The sequence below is a fragment of the Niastella soli genome, assembly GCF_017742245.1.
Classification (GTDB): Bacteria; Bacteroidota; Bacteroidia; order Chitinophagales; family Chitinophagaceae; genus Niastella; species Niastella soli.
In genome coordinates this window covers 581,061-598,706 of the sequence record NZ_JAGHKO010000004.1, presented here as the reverse complement: position 1 = coordinate 598,706, position 17,646 = coordinate 581,061, and the positions used below count along the sequence as shown (strand labels likewise).

Genomic DNA, 17,646 nt, shown 5'->3' with positions numbered 1-17,646 from the left:
ATCCCTTTACAGGAAGTATAACATGTAACTCCGTTACTTCCCCCTTCTATTGAGTGTACATATATTTCTCCTTTATGATTTAACACTATATTTTTACCAATCCGCACAGCAAATGGAGGAAATCAAAAATCTTGCTGCAATTGAACAATTGGATTGGCCTTATATTACTAAATGGATAAATAAGCTAAATTTGAAGTCGTTTAATTTAATTGAATATGAATGATACTATGACTAGGCTCTACACCCTCTATTGTCAACAATAATTACATCTTGCCTCGCAGCATAAAGATCCCGGTTTCCAAAGCCTAGTTTTATCAATACAGGTTTCAGAATTCTTCTTTCCAGCATTCTGTCATCAATACTTAATCCATTAGGGGAGGGGAATACAAGATCATCAGGTTGTTTACCGGCAATCTGTTTTTCAAGCAGAATAATCAAATCATCCGTTAAGGGTAAATACCTGGCATTATCCGTTTTGGTTCCTTTCTGTATCCTGGCTGCATGATTAGAGCCCTTAACAGTACGGGCAAAGGATTCAGAAATTTCAACCTGTTTGTTTACAAGATTGGGAAGTATGATAATTGTACAGTGCAACAAACCCGGTAAAAGATGGAGGTGGTTGGCTACCCGATTGCAAATCCATGTCAGCTACAAGGTGTGTTCCTTTTAGCTGCGCACGGAGTGAGTTTGTGACAATTAACAAAATCATATTTAAAACGATAATAGCTTGAAGTCTCATATTTAAGATTTATAACAAGAGAAATCCGCATGAATGTCACAGAGTAATGGCAGTCAAAATATTAGACACATCTCACCATAGTGTTTCGCCAGGTATGCAATGTTTTGCCAGCTAAACAGTTCATTTTTTACTAAAAGGGCTAAATGGCCGCCATATCCGGCAGGCATCTTTTAAATTCTATTTTTTTTGCAGATTTATCGATTTTAAAAGGGGAGAAGGTATTGTGAATAGTGTCTTTAGTTTATAGAAGGAAACTCCCGGGTCAGAATCAGCCCAACAGGAAAAACTCGCCCGTGTTTCCACAAATCATTTAACTATTTAAAAGTAAACATGAAAGCAAATAAAGGAATCCTAATTGGAAAGAATGTGAGAAATGGTAAAAGACGATAAGGCCGGAGTAAATAAACAGGGATGAACAGCGAAAAGATATGATATTATAATCCCTGCGTGATTGATACAAATCTAAAAAATCTATTATGAAAAGTAATGGTAAAGAAAAATCAAAATCCTCAGAAGGAGCAACGGCTCAAAACAATATTCAGCGTTCCGTTCTTCCTATTCCGTATCAAAAACCAAATATACTGACAACGTATGATGCGAAAGATCCGGACACAAAATTTCCCCCTATTACACCTTTGCTTCCACCCCCAGGTGCACCCAATGTGCTGGTCATCCTGCTCGATGATGTTGGTTTCGGGGCTTCCAGCACCTTCGGTGGCCCGATCAACATGCCAAACGCTGAAAAGTTAGCAGCCAATGGTCTTAAGTACAACCGGTTTCATACCACCGCTTTGTGCTCACCTACACGTGCTGCTTTACTCACCGGGCGCAACCACCATACCGTTGGCATGGGCGGTATAACGGAAATCGCTAGTGGAATACCAGGTTATAACTCTCTTATACCTAATACCTGTTCGCCCATTTCCCAAACTTTGAAGTTAAATGGCTACGCCACTGCTCAATTTGGCAAATGCCATGAAGTACCCGTATGGCAAACCAGCCCTGCCGGGCCGTTTGATCAATGGCCAACAGGTGGCGGAGGCTTTGAATATTTCTATGGTTTTATCGGCGGCGAGGCGCATCAATGGTATCCTTCCTTGTATGAAGGTACTACACCAATTGAAGTGAAAAAGACACCTGAAGAGGGGTATCATTTCATGGCGGATATGACCGATAAGGCCATCGGCTGGATTGGACAGCAGAAAGCTTTGATCCCCGACAAACCTTTTTTCATATACTTTGCACCGGGTGCTGCCCATGCACCGCACCACGTACCAAAAGAATGGGCCGATAAATATAAAGGCAAGTTTGATGATGGCTGGGACAAGCTTCGTGAAGAAACTTTTAAACATCAAAAGAAATTAGGTGTCATTCCCCAGGATTGCCAACTTACCGAACGTCATAAAGAAATTCCTGCCTGGGATGATATGCCGGAAGCGCTTAAACCAGTACTTCGACGGCAGATGGAAGTGTATGCGGGATTTGTGGAATACGCTGATCACCACATCGGACGCATGCTTGACACCCTCGAAAAACTAACCCTGCTTAATGATACACTTATCTATTACATTATTGGTGATAATGGCGCCTCAGCGGAGGGTACACTCAATGGCACGTTCAACGAAATGATCATTTTCAATGGGGCAACTAACATTGAAACACCTGAATTTCTGATGTCAAAGCTGGATAAACTCGGTGGCCCCGAGTCCTATAACCACTACGCGGTAGGTTGGGCACACGCTATGAATACACCTTACCAGTGGACAAAACAAGTAGCCTCACACTGGGGAGGTACACGTAATGGTACTATTGTGCACTGGCCTAATGGGATCAAGTCCAAGGGCGAAATACGGTCACAGTTTCATCATGTCATTGATATAGCGCCTAGTATTTTGGAAGCAGCCGGTCTTCCTCAACCGCTCATGGTCAATGGTGTTCAGCAGCATCCTATTGAAGGAGTTAGTATGCTCTACTCCTTTAATGATGCAAACGCCGCCGAACAGCACGAAACCCAGTATTTTGAGATGTTTGGCAACCGTGGCATTTATCATAAGGGCTGGACTGCGGTAACGCGGCACAAAACACCCTGGGTGTTGACGGGTGAGAATATCCCTCCTTTCGATGACGACAACTGGGAACTCTATGACACCAATAAAGACTGGAGCCAGGCGAGCAACCTGGCCAGGGAAATGCCGGAAAAGCTCCACGACCTACAACGACTCTGGCTGATTGAGGCTGCGCTGCATAATGTACTTCCACTTGATGACCGTGTCATGGAAAGGTTCAATTCAGACCTGGCGGGTAGACCTGTGTTGATCCATGGAAACACCCAACTGCTCTTTGGCGGTATGGGCAGATTATCGGAAAATTCAGTTCTAAATATGAAGAACAAGTCTCATGCTGTTACTGCCGAAATCAATGTTCCTGATTCAGGTGTTAATGGTGTGATTATAGCACAGGGAGGCAACATTGGAGGATGGAGCCTTTACGTTAGCGACGGCAAACTTAAATACTGCTACAATTTGCTTGGTTTAAAATACAACTATATCGAAGCGAACAGTGCGCTTCCAGCAGGAGATCACCAGGTGCGTATGGAGTTTGACTACGCGGGCGATGGCCTTGGCAAGGGGGGATCAGTGTCGCTGTTCGTTGATGGCCAAAAGGTTGGTGCTGGCAAAGTCACTGCCACTGCGGCCATGATTTTCTCTGCCGATGATGGCTGTGATGTGGGACAAGATACGGGCTCTTCGGTATCGGAAGATTATGGTCCACGGGGAAACGAATTCACTGGAACGGTTAAAGGGGTACAGCTTTCAATTGTAGACGCTGTTGGCTCCTCCGGCCAGATAATTGAACCTGAGAAAGCCATCGCTTTGGCAATGGCAAGGCAGTGAGTATTTGCATAGATCCCCGGGAAGGGCATTAATTCTTAATGCTGCCAAAATAACTGACCATTCCTCACACATGGATCTTAAAAAGAATGTAGATGATTCAGTTGTCGAATGAATAGAGCATGGACACGCCTTCTATTGGTTTTTGCATAACACCATTTTAAATCAGGAAATTTAATGGTGAGGTAAACTGGGTTGAGATCGATGTAGACAAGGATGCAGAAGATGTTGATCACTATATCAAACCCGAAGAACGGCTTGCCCTGGCAATGGGAATACAGTGAGGAATAAAATAGGGACTTCATAAGGATCATAAATCTCAGAAAAAAATAAAAAGGGAACATGTCATTCAAATGATCTGTTTGGGACCACCCGGAGCTTTTCGAATCCCATCGAAACATAAAAAGTAAATCGACTACGGTGATGAAAATAATCATTCTGCTTGCATCGTGTCAAAAGCGGACACCAATTGTTCATTTTTGGTACGGCCTGTGAGGCCTGGGTACGCTGGAACCACTTGGCCATATTGCAGAAGAGGGTTTTGACCTGGCATTTGACGTCAATGTCAAAGGGACGCTATTTACTGTTCAAAAAGCATTACCACAAAGTGACGCAATTGAATTGTTTGAGGATTCATTATATCCTTAAAAGAGAGGGTCTTCGCTACCAGGCGAAGACCCTCTTTTCTTTTAGTATTCTTCTTACTGGATGATTAGTTTACCACTGGTTAATTGTCCTTTGTTGTTCTGTATGCTGTAGTAATACATACCGCTCAAAGAACCCGGCAGGGTTATACTTTGATTACCGGTAGCAAGAATACGGCTGAACACCAATCTTCCCATGGCGTCATTTACCCGCAATACACCATCATTTTCACTGCAAACCACCTGTATATGCTCTCCCTTTTTAATAACATTCGGGTACAGGGCAGTTTGGAGTTTTCCGGTTTCCAACAGAATGGTGTTGGAATAATAAGTGGAATCCCTGTCGGTTACTTTAATGCGATAGTAATTCTTTCCATTTCCTGGCAGATCGTGTTTAAAGTCGAAATTAAAGGTACAGGCATCCCATCCTTTCGGTTTGCCGATGCTGCTGAAATTAATTCCATTATCGCTTTGTTCTACATCGAATATGGCCCATTTGCGCAGGCACCTGAATATCCAGCTCAGTACATTGGCTCGTCCCTGTGGTTGACCGTTAAAGTTTTCAACCATTAACGGAGTTCCCTTAAGGTTGGTTTGTACGGTAAATCCGCCAAAACCGCTGGCATCGAAGGTGATTTCCCAACGTTTGGCTGTTGCATTCCATACGATGTCGCTGTCGGCAGGATCTATGAGCAATCCATCATCGCTGTAACTACAGGGAAGTCCGGTGCCATTACTGGTGCTGCCTTCATAATAAGCGATGCGTACATTGGCTTTGCCAGCGGCATCGCCCGGGTTAGCCGGCAGGTTCAGGAAGCTTAAGAAATCGGTATTGAATGCTGTGAACTCAGCCTGGGTAAAAAACAGGGTAACCTTGCCTGTAGCCGAAGCTGCATTTACGGCAGGCAACAACTGGTAATGCCGGGCCACAAATGGAATACCGCAATCATGAGGCACTTTCGACTCTATCCACACATTGGCGGTAACAGTACCACTGATTGCACTGGCGCCAGCCGGCGATACCTGTGCAATGAGGCGGCAGTTGTTATCGACGAACAGGTTGCTGGTGGAAATGTCCCTGGTATTTTTGGTGTCCCTGGTAACCAGGTTGGCTGTCATCAGCGGCTGGCTGTACACTACGGAGCGGATCTTGTAATCGAAGCCGGGATTTACCCATATAATTCCATCTCCTGAAGTAAGCGAACGATTGTCGATGCGGGTGTTTTCGCGGCGCAGGCTCCAATTGGCCGCACTGCCTGAATCCCGATAAACCACTACATAATAATCGGCGCCATTTGTTACAGCAATATTCAGATCGCTAAGGTCAACATAATTCCATGAAAAGGCGCTGACCGTTGTATCAGGCAGTAGCAATTTCCCCAGTAACGCACCGGGTGTGCCGGCACTATCGGCGCGTACTTCCATTACCAGGGCTGTTTTTGTAATGGAGGTATGGTAATAAGCGCCCCCTAAGCTGCCGGTTATATCAGGTGTAAAGCGTGTGGCAATACGTTGCGTGGTGAACGTTACACCCAGGTCTTCCGGAACAAGATTGGAAGCATCGTATTGATAGGTTTTACGGTTCACCGGTGAACAATTGAACCCAGCCCCAACGGCCCGGTAAATATCCAGGCGGCCATACCCCCAGGTAGTATTAGGCGTAGGGCCGGCTGTTTCGGTCAATGAGTCTTTGGTTGTATTGGAAAAAAGAAGGTTGCGAAGCTGCGAAACGCTTGCTGTAGGATTTGCCTGTAACAGCAAGGCTACCGCACCCGTAACCACAGGGGCCGACATACTGGTTCCCTGGTTCTTTCGATACAACCCCGGGTAAATGATATCTGTCGCAGCGGCCGTACTGCTGCGGGAGAATGCCGAGATCACATGTTGCCCAATGGCAGCGATCTCTGGTTTCAATACCCCATCGCGGCGCGGGCCATGGGAACTGAAAGTAGCAATGGCATCCATTCTGGCGGTGGTGCCGTAAAAGGCGCCATTGGCGGCATAGGTAAACCAGGAAGGCCTTCCTACATAAGCTGCTGTGGTGATGGCTGAGGTGGCGTTACCCGGTGATCCCACGAGGTAATCGCTGTTGCCGCCCACAAGAGATAACGCAGAGAATGAGGTATTTCTGTAATACATCCAACCGTGCAAAGACAGCGTATTGGTGGTATTGTTGGTGAGCGAAAGCGTCCACGTGCCTACCGGATTGATCAAATTGGTGCCATTCCTTTGAACATATATGTCTATATAGCGGTCGCCATTGCCCACATCAATTTGATTGCTCAGGAACACATTGAAGCCATTGCCTAATAACTGTCCGATAATATTCTGGTTGGCATTGGCAGTTACTGACCCACCAACGCCCGGTGCAGAAAAAGTAGCCGAAATATTGCTGCTATCGTTTATATACACGCGGTATTGGAACATGTCGGACGCTGTAACGGCCGGCACGTTGAAGGAGATGGTTCCGGTGCCGGCACCTGCTATATCCAACTGGTTATGGATATTGCTGCCATTATCGTTACCGGCAGAAATAACTACTGCACGTCCGGGCCCGGAGGCGGTAAAATCATCTATTACCAGTTCGTATTCGCGGGAGCCATCGTGAGGGCCAAACTGACCGCCAATGCTCATATTCAATACAACCGGTCTGCCCAGGGCTGTAGCCAGGTTCTTCAGATAAGCAATGCCATTGATTACATTGGTGTTTGAAAAAGAGCCGTCACCGCCTTTGATAACAACGATGTCGGCCTCAGGCGCCATACCGGTGTATTTGCGGGTAAGGGGCAGGGCAGCGCCATTTCCGGTAGCGGTGCCAGCCACATGGGTACCATGACCATTGATGTCGCGTTCCCGAACGAAGTTAGTAGGCGTACCATCGAGCTCATCATTGATCTGTTCGCGGGTGTATTCAACACCATAACCCATACCTACAGGAGAAACTTCTCCGGCAACAGGGGTAATGGTTTGGTCCCAGATACGCAAGATGCGGCTTTTGGTAGTGTCATTGGGATCGCGGAAGTCGCGATGCAGCCAATCGATACCCGAATCAAAAATGGCAACGATAACGCCTTTGCCCTTGTATACCGTGTTGTTAAGCTTTCCCTGGTGTAACAGGGAAGCGCCGCTGCTGGCAACTGCAATGTCGTTGTGCAGTTCATCCATCACGGGCGCAGCAATGTAATTAACGCCGGGCAAATTCGATAGCTGCGTTATTTGTTCTGGCGTAACCCAGGCCGTTACAAAATGCGGGTACACCGCGTTTACCAGTACACCACTATTGCGAAGCGAGTTGGCATCGGTCGTATATACAATACAATCATAGCGCTCGCCGCCAGGTTGGCCGGGGGCTACCTGTACTTGTGTGGGCGTGGTTTTAAATGCAGGTGAATAAGTCCCTGCTTCCTGCCGCGCATTGAGTTGCGTTAACACAAATTTGAATGCGGGATCGATCTTATCTTCCGGTGACCGATTCTGCGTATATCCGGATACGTATAGCAGTACCGAAAGAAAAGTAAGCAGGATTGATTTGTTTTGAAAAAATGTTGCGACAGGAGCGTACACAACAAGAGGATAACCCTTGGGAGTAGATTTTCTCATAGACCAGGTATTTGATTAATGTTTAATGGAGATAAGCAATTTAACGAAAACTCCCGTTCACTGCTTCATGGGATTTGGGTAAGTTAACCTCCGGCATGACGGCTGCCGTTAGTAGGCTGTGCTGGAGTAGCCACGGCCGTGACTGCCCAGGGTGAAACGGAGATAACGGTAATACCCTTCTTTTTAAGCGCTTTGGGATTGGTGGTATGAATAATACAATCTACTTTTTTTAATAACGTGTCTGATTCGAGCTTTCTCACCAAATCATACTCACGTTGCGCCACCCCACCTACTATGCCGAGCCCATTCTCGATATTATTATACACGATCACTTTCTCCGACGATAGATTATCATTCTTTTCGTGCGTCAGGCATCAGCTTCAAAACGTATCAATGTTTTTTCTTGGGGTATCGTACCGTTAGGGTTTACCCATTCAAAGACGTGGTACATTCGTATGCGGTAAAAGTTTTGTACTGCCGCATCATTGTTCAGCTGAAGGTTTATGGTTGCTTTTAAAGTGGAGTTATTAGCCTGTGTTTGCGTGAGTTTCTTGACCTTAGGATAAAAGATGGCGTGATTAGAAAGATGATCGACAAATGGCTCAAAGCCGGCGTATTGGACAACGGACAGCTTATGTATCCGACAGAGGGTACCCCGCAAGAGGGAACGATCTTACCACTGATCAGTAACATTTATCTGAGTAGATTCCGAAACTCAGTAAACCAGATGTGAGGGTACCGACATTCAGCTCGATCGTTCGCTGTAACTGTAAAGACAGAAATGTGGAATATTGTCAGACGAAAATTTTAGCCTTTATTTCTCATATTGCCAGAACCGGCCTTTGCCTTCCGAGATCCATTCGATGGACTGGGTGGTTCTGGTCTCACGGGTGGTATCCGTTTTGGCATCGTTAAGCCATTTGGCGTATTCCTTTCTGAAGGAGGGTGATTTGCTTTCAAATACCTTTTTGGCCTTAGGGTGCTTGTTTAGCCGTTCGAGGAAAAAGGCGGGCACTTCAACGGGGACTTGTTCTTTTTTTGACGGCGTTGGCTTTTTAACACCGCTTGCATTGATGGCTATGATCTCCTTTAAATAGCCGGTCAGTATCTTTTCTGAAGGTAGTTCGGACAACGTTTTTATTTTGTCCATATAGCCGAACTTCTTCCCGGCTTTTACGCTTTCTTTCATTCTGGGGTCTTTAAGCTGATCTGCGTTAAAGAGGCTGAATGAGATGTGGCCCTTGTAGGCGCCGAGGGTGCAAAGGGTGACTCCCTTGTAAGAAAAATGCGGTAACGCCCATTTTATTTCTTCATCAACTTCCGGGCAGGCGTCGTGAATAAGTTCTCGTAAGTGGAATAGTATTGGTTTGGCGAAATCAGCCGCCTTTGCGATGTAGGTGTCGATCTTCGGGTTGGTTTGTTTCATGTTTTTTATTGTGTAGGTAATCGATCAGCATCTAGGCACACGAGTTCCCTTAGGTGAGGTCCCTGATGATCATCCATTGGACATCGGCCTTGGAGGCTACGTGTATCGTAATGAGCACTTCGGTCGTCCTGAGGGCATCGCTGATCCGTTTTGATGTTCCCGGAAGAAGACGCTTTTGAGGTTCTTTACCGACGGGCTGATGAATACCGGGTCTGTCATAGCTGAATCTATGTAGCAAAGAAACTAAGAACCGGCTGACGCTGCTGGTTTAAATCTTGGATAGACTGGTAAATTTGCTCACTTGTGCTTTTTCCGGTACTCGGAGGGGGATTCTCCGGTCTGACTCCGGAAGAATTTCCCGAAGTTGGCGGGATCGGAAAAGTTGAGCTGGTAGGCGATCTCTGCGATACCGGAGTCGGTATGCCGGATGAGGGATTTGGCCTCGCCGGCCAATCTTTCGGAAATAAAGGCCAGTGCGTTCTTACCAGACACTTGTTTAACAGATTGGGAGAGATAGTTGGCTGTCACAGACAGCATATCAGCATACTCCTGGACCGTCCGTTTATCGAGGTAGTGATTGTTGACGAGCTGGATGTATTTCTTCAATAGTATTTGTTGGGGTGTAGCCAATCCGATGTCTTTTTTTCTTTCGACACTGAAATCTTCAAGGTAGTACAACAAGCCCAGCAATTTAAGCCGGGCTTCCATGTGCTGGTCTTTTGCCGAGTTGTCGTAAGCCTGGAATACCGCTTCGAAATGCGGAGCTAACCGGTCGTAAGTGGCGTGATCGAACTTGAAGAGATTCGTGTGCAGCAGATCGAACAGGAGAAAAGTGCGATGAAAGTCCTGTTTGAAGAAGGAAAAACATTCTGCCTTGAAATAGACGATGTACCCTTCAAGCTCATTGTTGTGCGAAAAGCTGTAGATCAGGTTGGGGGCGTGGAAGACCATATAGGAATCCGGATTATTGATCCGCTGGTCGTCATAATTCACTTCGATCTGACCGGTGTTCCGGAAGAGCGCAAAAAAATAGAAGGAACGTTTGAAGGGCGGTCGGTATACCTGGAGCACTTCGTCGATCTTTTTCAGACGTAAGCAATAGAAATCCGGGTTGTTTGTTTTCCCGGACCAGGGAATAGATGCCAGGAAGTCATTGATCTCTGTGTAAAAAGGAATAGAAAGTGTGGCTTTTTCCATGAAAGGTTAAATCTAGGGATTTTCCAATTGACAGCAAAGTCGCCTTTTATAAGGGAATTATAAAACCGTTAGGTGTAAAAGTGCACATCAAAAAAATATTAGCTGACCGACAAAGAAGGAAGAGCGTAACTACCACCAGAGAACGCTATTGACTCTGGCAGGAAGAAAGGCAAGCAAGTATTGTGTTAGATGTACTTTGTTTTATAAAAACAGGAAAAAACTGTAATTTAGCGTCCACCCCAACCATTCATGAAATTTATATTTTCACTTGTTTTGCTGCTTGTGTGTGAATGTTTTGGCGTCAGGGCGCAGCAATCCCTTATTAAACCCTTTATTGAAGCCTGGAAGGTTATTGATACTTCCCAAAGTTCCCGGGCGCAGGTCCTCTACGATTCATTGCACCGGAAAAAAGATACCGCTCACTATCTGCAGGTTATTGGTCAGCTTTCTCAATACTTACAGGGTCATCCCGACAAGCGACTGGAAGCTCGCAGTATTGTATACCAAACCCTTGGGGCCCTTGAATTTAACTACCCAACAGATCACTATATTGGTCTCATGCAAAAGGCCATGAGGCTGGCCGGTGAGCTCGAAGATGATCAACTGGCTGCTGAAATATATAGTTTATATGCCGGGATGGCCGGTCCTGAAAACTATCTGTTGTACAATCTCAAAGCCATTGAGCTGCAGAAACGCATTGGCCTGGAGCATTTTTTCTACGTGTATACCAGATTGTTTGATGTGAGCAGGGCGCTGTACCTGAACCAGGATTACAGGCGAAGCATTACTTATGGACTGGATTGCCTGAATACCAAAATTACCGACCGGAATCATTATGACCCGATGGTGTACGTATATCAACTGGATATTCTGGGCGCCTGTTATAAAAGGCTGGGGCAGTACGACAGTGCTGCTTATTATTACGAAAACCTGATCAGGCATATTCCCAGCGCTACTACTGATGACCGTAAAAAGGAATTGTGGCTGGGAATAGGCAAAGGTAATCTTGGTCATATCAAGGTCCTGCAGGGAAAATATGAGGAGGCCTTTCCCCTGGTAGCATCCTATTTAAAAAGCAGTGTTGATTACGGCGATCAGCTTAATATAGCCATGGCCCAGAACTACCTGGGCAGCATTTACTACAACAGAAAACAATATACGCCTGCCCTCGCTGCCTGGCGCCAGGCGTATTACTGGAGCTGTGCATCAGGCTCGCTCGAGAACAGCGTACAGGCTGCACAGGGAATAGCCGGCATTTTCAGGCTTACCGGCCAAACAGACAGCGCTTTTCATTATTTCGAATTGTATCACCGGCATAAAGATAGCCTTACGGGTACCCTGAGCCAGTTGCAATTGTCTGTTATGAAAGCGAGGATCGCTTTTGATGAATTGCACACATCGCTCAGCAAATCGCAAGCGGCCCTGCAGAAGGAACGAACTACCCGAAATGTTATTATCGCAGGTATTTTTTTGACTGCATTCATCATTCTATTGCTTTATAACAGGCGCCGGTTAAAACAGAAATATACCCTGCAACAGATCAGGCAGCAACAGCAGCAGACAGAACAGGAAATAAAGATAGCCCGGGAGCAGATAACCGGTTTTACGAATCATATTATAGAAAAGAACAGCCTGATCGAAACGCTGGAGGCGCAGCTCAACAACCTCGACCAGCAACAAAATCAACAGGCTATTCAGGCAAACTTACAGGAATATACCCTGCTCACAGATACAGAATGGGAAAAATTCAAGGTTGAATTTGCCAAAGCCTATCCTGATTTTCTAACCAGGCTCCGGCAACGGATCGCCCAGGTCACACCCGCCGAAGAACGGCTGGCTACACTACTTTTTCTTCAACTCAATACTTTTCAAATAGCCAGCGCCTTAGGTATTGGCCGGGAAAGTGTGCAGCGAAGCAAACGCAGGCTAAAACAGCGTTTACAACTGCCTGATCCGGTTACCGTAGAAGAATACCTGTTTAATCTATTGTCTACCAATCCATAAGCTCAACTGTACGGGCGCTTGTCCGGTTTTGTCCGCCCCGCGTATCCGCATTTGTCCGTTGGTATTCTTGCAAAAAGCAGCTGCTCCATATAGGTTTGCACGACTATTAAATCCCAATAACCTGTATTGCAAACCCCTCAACTCCATGAAAATAACTGTCCATGCCCTGGTCATTGCCGTTTCATTGATCTTATATGACCATGCAGCCAAAGCTCAAACCATTACAACGGGCGCTGGTGGCCCCTGTACCAATTTTCCATTGACCTTAATGGACGATGCGTCCAAAATTTACAAGATAGAATGGTTTAAGAACTACAGTTCGATAGAACAAACCACTTACCGCGAGTGGGTAAACCCGGTGGTGGTTGCCGGAACCGAAGGTTCGTATGGCAGTTCGGCTACCCAGTTGGGTTTTCCAAAAAGAATATTTGTAACGTCAACCGGATCTGTATACGTAACCGACCGGAGTGCTGGCCGGGTGCAAAGATGGGACCCGCCATATACCTCCGGTGTAACTGTAGCAACCGGCCTCGACTGGCCTGAGGATATCCAGATCGATCTTCTTGGTAACATACTTGTTTCGGAACATTGGGGAAAAAGAATAACCCAATGGCCGGCAGGAATTACGGTGGCCAATATAAGTGGTGGAGCAGAGGGGTTGGGGATGGGGCCGGGCGGCATTATCTATGTAGTTAATTATTGGGGGCAGCGTGTGGAAGCATATCCGCCTTTTTTTAATACTGGTACGCCTGCCACCGTAAAGGCCGGTGTTACCAACTCATCGGGCAATGCAAACAACCAGTTAAATTTTCCCGGCGATATCTATGTAGACGCGGGGGGAAATATGTATGTGATCGATGTAGATAATGACCGCATCATGTATTTCCCGTTTTTATCTACAGAAGGATTTCCCGGCATTCCTATTGTATCTAATTTTAGTTTTGATAGCTATAGTTCAATCTACGGGGATAGTTACGGCTATCTTTATTTTTCCAATTCAAGCGGGGCATATATCCTGGAGCCAGGCAGTACCACCCCGCGCCAGATAACCACCTGGGGAAGTGGAGGCATACAGACTGATCCTTCCGGCAATCTTTATGTTGTAGGGGCTGCTCCTGCACATTGTGTAAAAAGATTCAGTCCGGATGTGAATATGACCTTTACACCCACCTCAGCAGGTTGGTACACTGCCTTTGTACATTACCTGGATGGCACGGTAAAATTCACCAATAGCATCAACGTACTGCTTGGGCCGTCAACTCCGGTGGTATCATCCAACAGCCCTGTTTGTTCAGGCATTGCTCTTGATCTGTTTGCCAATAGTTCAGCCGGCGCCTTATATGAATGGACGGGCCCTTCGTCGTACGTTTCGGCGGCACAAAATCCGGTGATCAAAAGCCCTGTTACAGCTAATAGCGGAACCTACCAGGTAACTGCTGTAGACGGTGGCAACGGTTGCCGTTCAAATACAGTTAACCTTGCCGTAAGTGTTTTGCCAAGTCCTGTTCCTTCAGTAACCATTTCACCTGATGCGGGCACGAATGTTTTTTGCGTCGGATTGCCAACCTCATTCACCGCCACCCCGGTAAATGGCGGTACATCACCCGGTTACCAATGGACCATCAATGGTAATAATGCCGGCACTGGCAATAAGCTTTCTACGACTGCATTAAACAATGGCGACATAATAAGGTGCAGGCTCACGAGCAATGCGGTGTGCGCTACTCCGGTGAACGTGAACAGCAATACCATAACCATGTCAGTTAGTCCGCCCGCTACCCTGGGCTCTGCTACTACCTGTGCGGGGAGCCTGCTTACGGTTAGCTCCACTGCCAATATTGCTGCCATTAATTGGTATAAAGATGGCTCGCTTCAATCTTCAGGCATTTCTAAAACATTTACAGCGGTCAGTGCAGGTACGTATCATGCGGTGGTAAAATCGCAGGAAGGTTGCTCCAGCACTACCAACAACATTGTAATTAATGCTAACAATACACCCACTGTTAGTATTGCAACCCCTGATATTATGATATGCGCGGGTACACCTGTCACCTTCACGGCTTCTGTTGTAAATGCCGGAACAAACCCGGTATTGCAATGGAGCCGTAATGGGGTGGCATCAGGTACAGGCAATTCGTACAGTCCGCCTGTTGTTCAACAGGGCGATGTATATAATTGTAATTTGACGGTGGCTGCAGATGCAGGCTGCGTTACCAGCCCCACTGCAATAAGTAATAACATCACCATGACCGTGAACCCTAACCCTGTGGTAACCTTACAGTCGAACATGCCCAACCCCGTTTGCGGCAATGTGGCAGAAACGTTTACAGCTGCCACATCGGCTGCTTCCCCCCAATTTCAATGGAAGTTGAACGGAGTTAATACTGGTAGTAATAACCAAACATATGCTATAGCTGCTGTAAATAATGGCGATGTGGTTAAATGCATTGTCACAGATATAAGCGCTGCCACGGCTTGTAGCGACAGTACCCTTACAACCCTGGTGGTGAAACCAATGCCTGTTATGCTTCCAACTACTGGTAATACCAGTGTGTGCCTGCAAAAGACCACTCAACTCAACAATGCTACTCTGAACAACGGGTTTCAGTGGAAGAGTCTGCAGCCCGGGGTGGCTGCTATTGACAATGCAGGAAATGTACAGGCTGTTTCGCCGGGCATAAGCACCATCCGGTTCATTGCCACCAATACAGCAGGATGTACCGACAGTACGGATGTGACCATAACAGTAAACGGCCTGCCGGCAATGCAACCCATTACGTCGGCCAGCAATAGCTTCTCCGTTTGTGAACAAAGTATTTTGCAATTAAACAATACCACTACGCGCCAAACGGATGTATGGAAAAGCCTTCAACCCAATCTGGCCGGCATTGATGCGGCAGGTAAACTAACTGCTTTACAGACAGGCACCGCAACGATCCGTTTTATTGCCACTAATACAGCAGGGTGTACCGACAGTGTCGACGCGCCAGTTACGGTAATGCCGCTTTTAACCCCTTCCGTTGCCATAGCTGCTTCGGTTAATCCCATTTGTGAAGGAACAGCAGTGGAATTTACGGCAACGGGTGTAAACGGTGGTACTGCTCCCCGCTGGCAATGGCTGTTAAATGGAACGGCGGCAGGTGGAGGCAATCCTGCTTTTAAAAGCAGCTCCCTGAAAAACGGCGATGAGGTCAGTTGCCGGTTTACCAGCAATACGACCTGCACCCTGCACCCAATTGTATATTCAAATACCATTCGCATGCATGTAAACCCGTTGCCGGTATTAGCTATTTCTTCAGACCGTACCACCATTCTCAAAGGCGATATGGCGCAACTACAGGCTACCGCTACCGGTACTATTGGTGTTATTGCGTGGACGCCGGCATTCGATCTGAACAATGGGGCCATTCTTAATCCCATAGCACGTCCGCTTACTACCACAGTTTACCGGTTAACTGTTACCTCGAAAGAAGATTGTACCAGTTCAGGTACCATTCAGGTAATGGTAGTTGATCAGTTCTTGGTACCCAATGCGTTTTCACCCAATGGAGATGGCATCAACGATCGCTGGGAAATTGATTACCTGGAAAAATTTCCAGGTGCTTCCATTCAGGTATTTAACCGGTATGGGCAACCGGTTTATAATACCACGAATTACCAGCGTGGCAACGGCTGGGACGGACGGATAAATGGACAACCTCTGCCTATGGGAACCTATTATTACATCATTGATCTGAAAAACGGACGGCCAAAATTTTCCGGTTCAGTAACCTTGTTAAAATAAAAAGTATATGCAATTCCGTATCAGTTATAACCTGGCTCGCTTTATACTATTATTGCGCCCTGCTATTTTTGTACCGGTATGCTTAACTGCTTTTACCGTTACTGCGCAACAGCGGCCGCATTATTCACAATACATCCTCAATACCTATATTGTAAATCCGGCAGTAGCCGGTATTGAAAATTACACAGATGTAAAACTCAGTCACCGGCATCAGTGGGCAGGGCTGGAAGGAGCGCCTGTAACCACCTATTTAACCATTCATACGCCTTTAAAAAAAGACGATTACGGACGTATAACACCTACAGGCTTGCAGCCGGATGGAGAGAACCCCCGCGGGCAGGCTTACTGGCAAAACTATGAAGCGCCGCCTGCGCACAGCGGGGTAGGGCTTACGATCCTGAACGATCGTGCTGGTGTGTTGAACCGGTTTTCGGCGAGTGGCACTTTTGCTTATCATTTACCGGTCTCACCCAATACCACTTTATCAATGGGCGTAAGCGCCGGTATTGCCCAACTGAGCGTACAAACCGGCAAATTGTATTTTGGAACAGCCAACCCGGTTGATCCGGTTGTTGTATCCAGCAATGAACTGAACAAACTGAAACCGGATGTAAGCGCCGGTCTTTGGTTGTATAGTGCCGACTGGTTTGCCGGCCTGGCCTTTCACCAGATTATTCCCGAACGCACCATACAGTCAGCAGATACAATAAACAGGCAACAGGGGATCTGGATACCGCATACTTTTGTAACGGCAGGTTATCGTTTTTTTCTGAATGATGATATCAGTATGCTGCCCTCGGTTATGGTACGTTATATCAGGCCAATGGCTATGGGAATAGACATTAATTCCAAACTACAATATCGTGATGTGATCTGGTTGGGAGCCGGGTATCGGTTTAAAGATGGGTTCAATGCCATGACAGGATTTAATATCAGTAAGACCATAAACATCGGGTATTCATATGATGCTACCACCTCGGTTTTAAACACTGTGAGCCATGGATCGCATGAAATATTGATTGGATTTGTGCTGGGCAACCGGTTTGGCGATACCTGTCCCCGGAATATATGGTAATGTAGCCAAACAAGCGAATTCAGCAATTTAAATATTAATAAACTTATAGGCCTCCAGGAAATCTTCGTACATAACCATGCTTTTTTAGACTCCCGTTGGTGCAATTCTTAGTTGATGAGCTAAATATGGAGTATATAAATCATCTAAACATGGATCTTCCTGTTTCAGTTGAATGAAAAATTCATGATACTGATACAGGAACTATTGCAAATTCAGGATCACAGCCGACTTTTAGCGAAACCGTAAATGGAGGAACCGTGTGCAGGAAAGCTGCTCGCACGGGGCT

Annotated in this window: 9 protein-coding genes; 4 read left to right on the top strand and 5 right to left on the bottom strand. The window is 46.4% G+C overall.

The window, feature by feature from the left end; translation table 11 throughout:
- Window positions 1-231: 231 nt before the first annotated feature.
- Entirely contained in the window at window positions 232-594 is a 363-nt protein-coding gene (locus tag J7I42_RS17370; protein ID WP_209140107.1) for a hypothetical protein, read from the bottom strand.
- Between the two features lie 621 nt (window positions 595-1,215).
- Here J7I42_RS17370 and J7I42_RS17365 point away from each other — a divergent pair.
- Window positions 1,216-3,633, top strand: coding sequence for an arylsulfatase (locus J7I42_RS17365; RefSeq protein WP_209140106.1), 2,418 nt, complete (start codon window positions 1,216-1,218; stop codon window positions 3,631-3,633).
- A gap of 698 nt (window positions 3,634-4,331) precedes the next feature.
- Here the strand turns inward: J7I42_RS17365 and J7I42_RS35615 are convergent.
- From J7I42_RS35615 to J7I42_RS17345, 4 genes are all read right to left on the bottom strand, one after another.
- Window positions 4,332-7,874, bottom strand: a complete 3,543-nt coding sequence (locus tag J7I42_RS35615; RefSeq protein WP_209140105.1) for a S8 family peptidase — start codon at window positions 7,872-7,874, stop codon at window positions 4,332-4,334.
- 83 nt (window positions 7,875-7,957) lie between these two features.
- Window positions 7,958-8,206 carry a hypothetical protein gene (locus J7I42_RS17355; RefSeq protein ID WP_209140104.1) on the bottom strand — a complete coding sequence of 83 codons (249 nt, stop codon included), beginning with the start codon at window positions 8,204-8,206 and terminating at the stop codon, window positions 7,958-7,960.
- Between the two features lie 482 nt (window positions 8,207-8,688).
- Entirely contained in the window at window positions 8,689-9,300 is a 612-nt protein-coding gene (locus J7I42_RS17350; protein WP_209140103.1) for a YdeI/OmpD-associated family protein, read from the bottom strand.
- Window positions 9,301-9,597: 297 nt separating this feature from the next.
- Window positions 9,598-10,497 (bottom strand): helix-turn-helix domain-containing protein, encoded by a 900-nt coding sequence (locus J7I42_RS17345; RefSeq protein WP_209140102.1) that lies wholly within the window; start codon window positions 10,495-10,497, stop codon window positions 9,598-9,600.
- Window positions 10,498-10,746: 249 nt separating this feature from the next.
- Between J7I42_RS17345 and J7I42_RS17340 the strand changes: the two genes are divergently transcribed.
- The 3 genes from J7I42_RS17340 (at window position 10,747) to J7I42_RS17330 (ending at window position 17,360) form a co-directional block, all read left to right on the top strand.
- Window positions 10,747-12,501, top strand: a complete 1,755-nt coding sequence (locus J7I42_RS17340; RefSeq protein WP_209140101.1) for a hypothetical protein — start codon at window positions 10,747-10,749, stop codon at window positions 12,499-12,501.
- 145 nt (window positions 12,502-12,646) lie between these two features.
- Entirely contained in the window at window positions 12,647-16,285 is a 3,639-nt protein-coding gene (locus tag J7I42_RS17335; RefSeq protein WP_209140100.1) for a T9SS type B sorting domain-containing protein, read from the top strand.
- A 7-nt stretch (window positions 16,286-16,292) separates the two neighbouring features.
- Window positions 16,293-17,360: a PorP/SprF family type IX secretion system membrane protein gene (locus J7I42_RS17330; protein WP_209140099.1), complete on the top strand. Its 1,068-nt coding sequence runs from the start codon at window positions 16,293-16,295 to the stop codon at window positions 17,358-17,360.
- The last annotated feature ends 286 nt before the right edge of the window (window positions 17,361-17,646 follow it).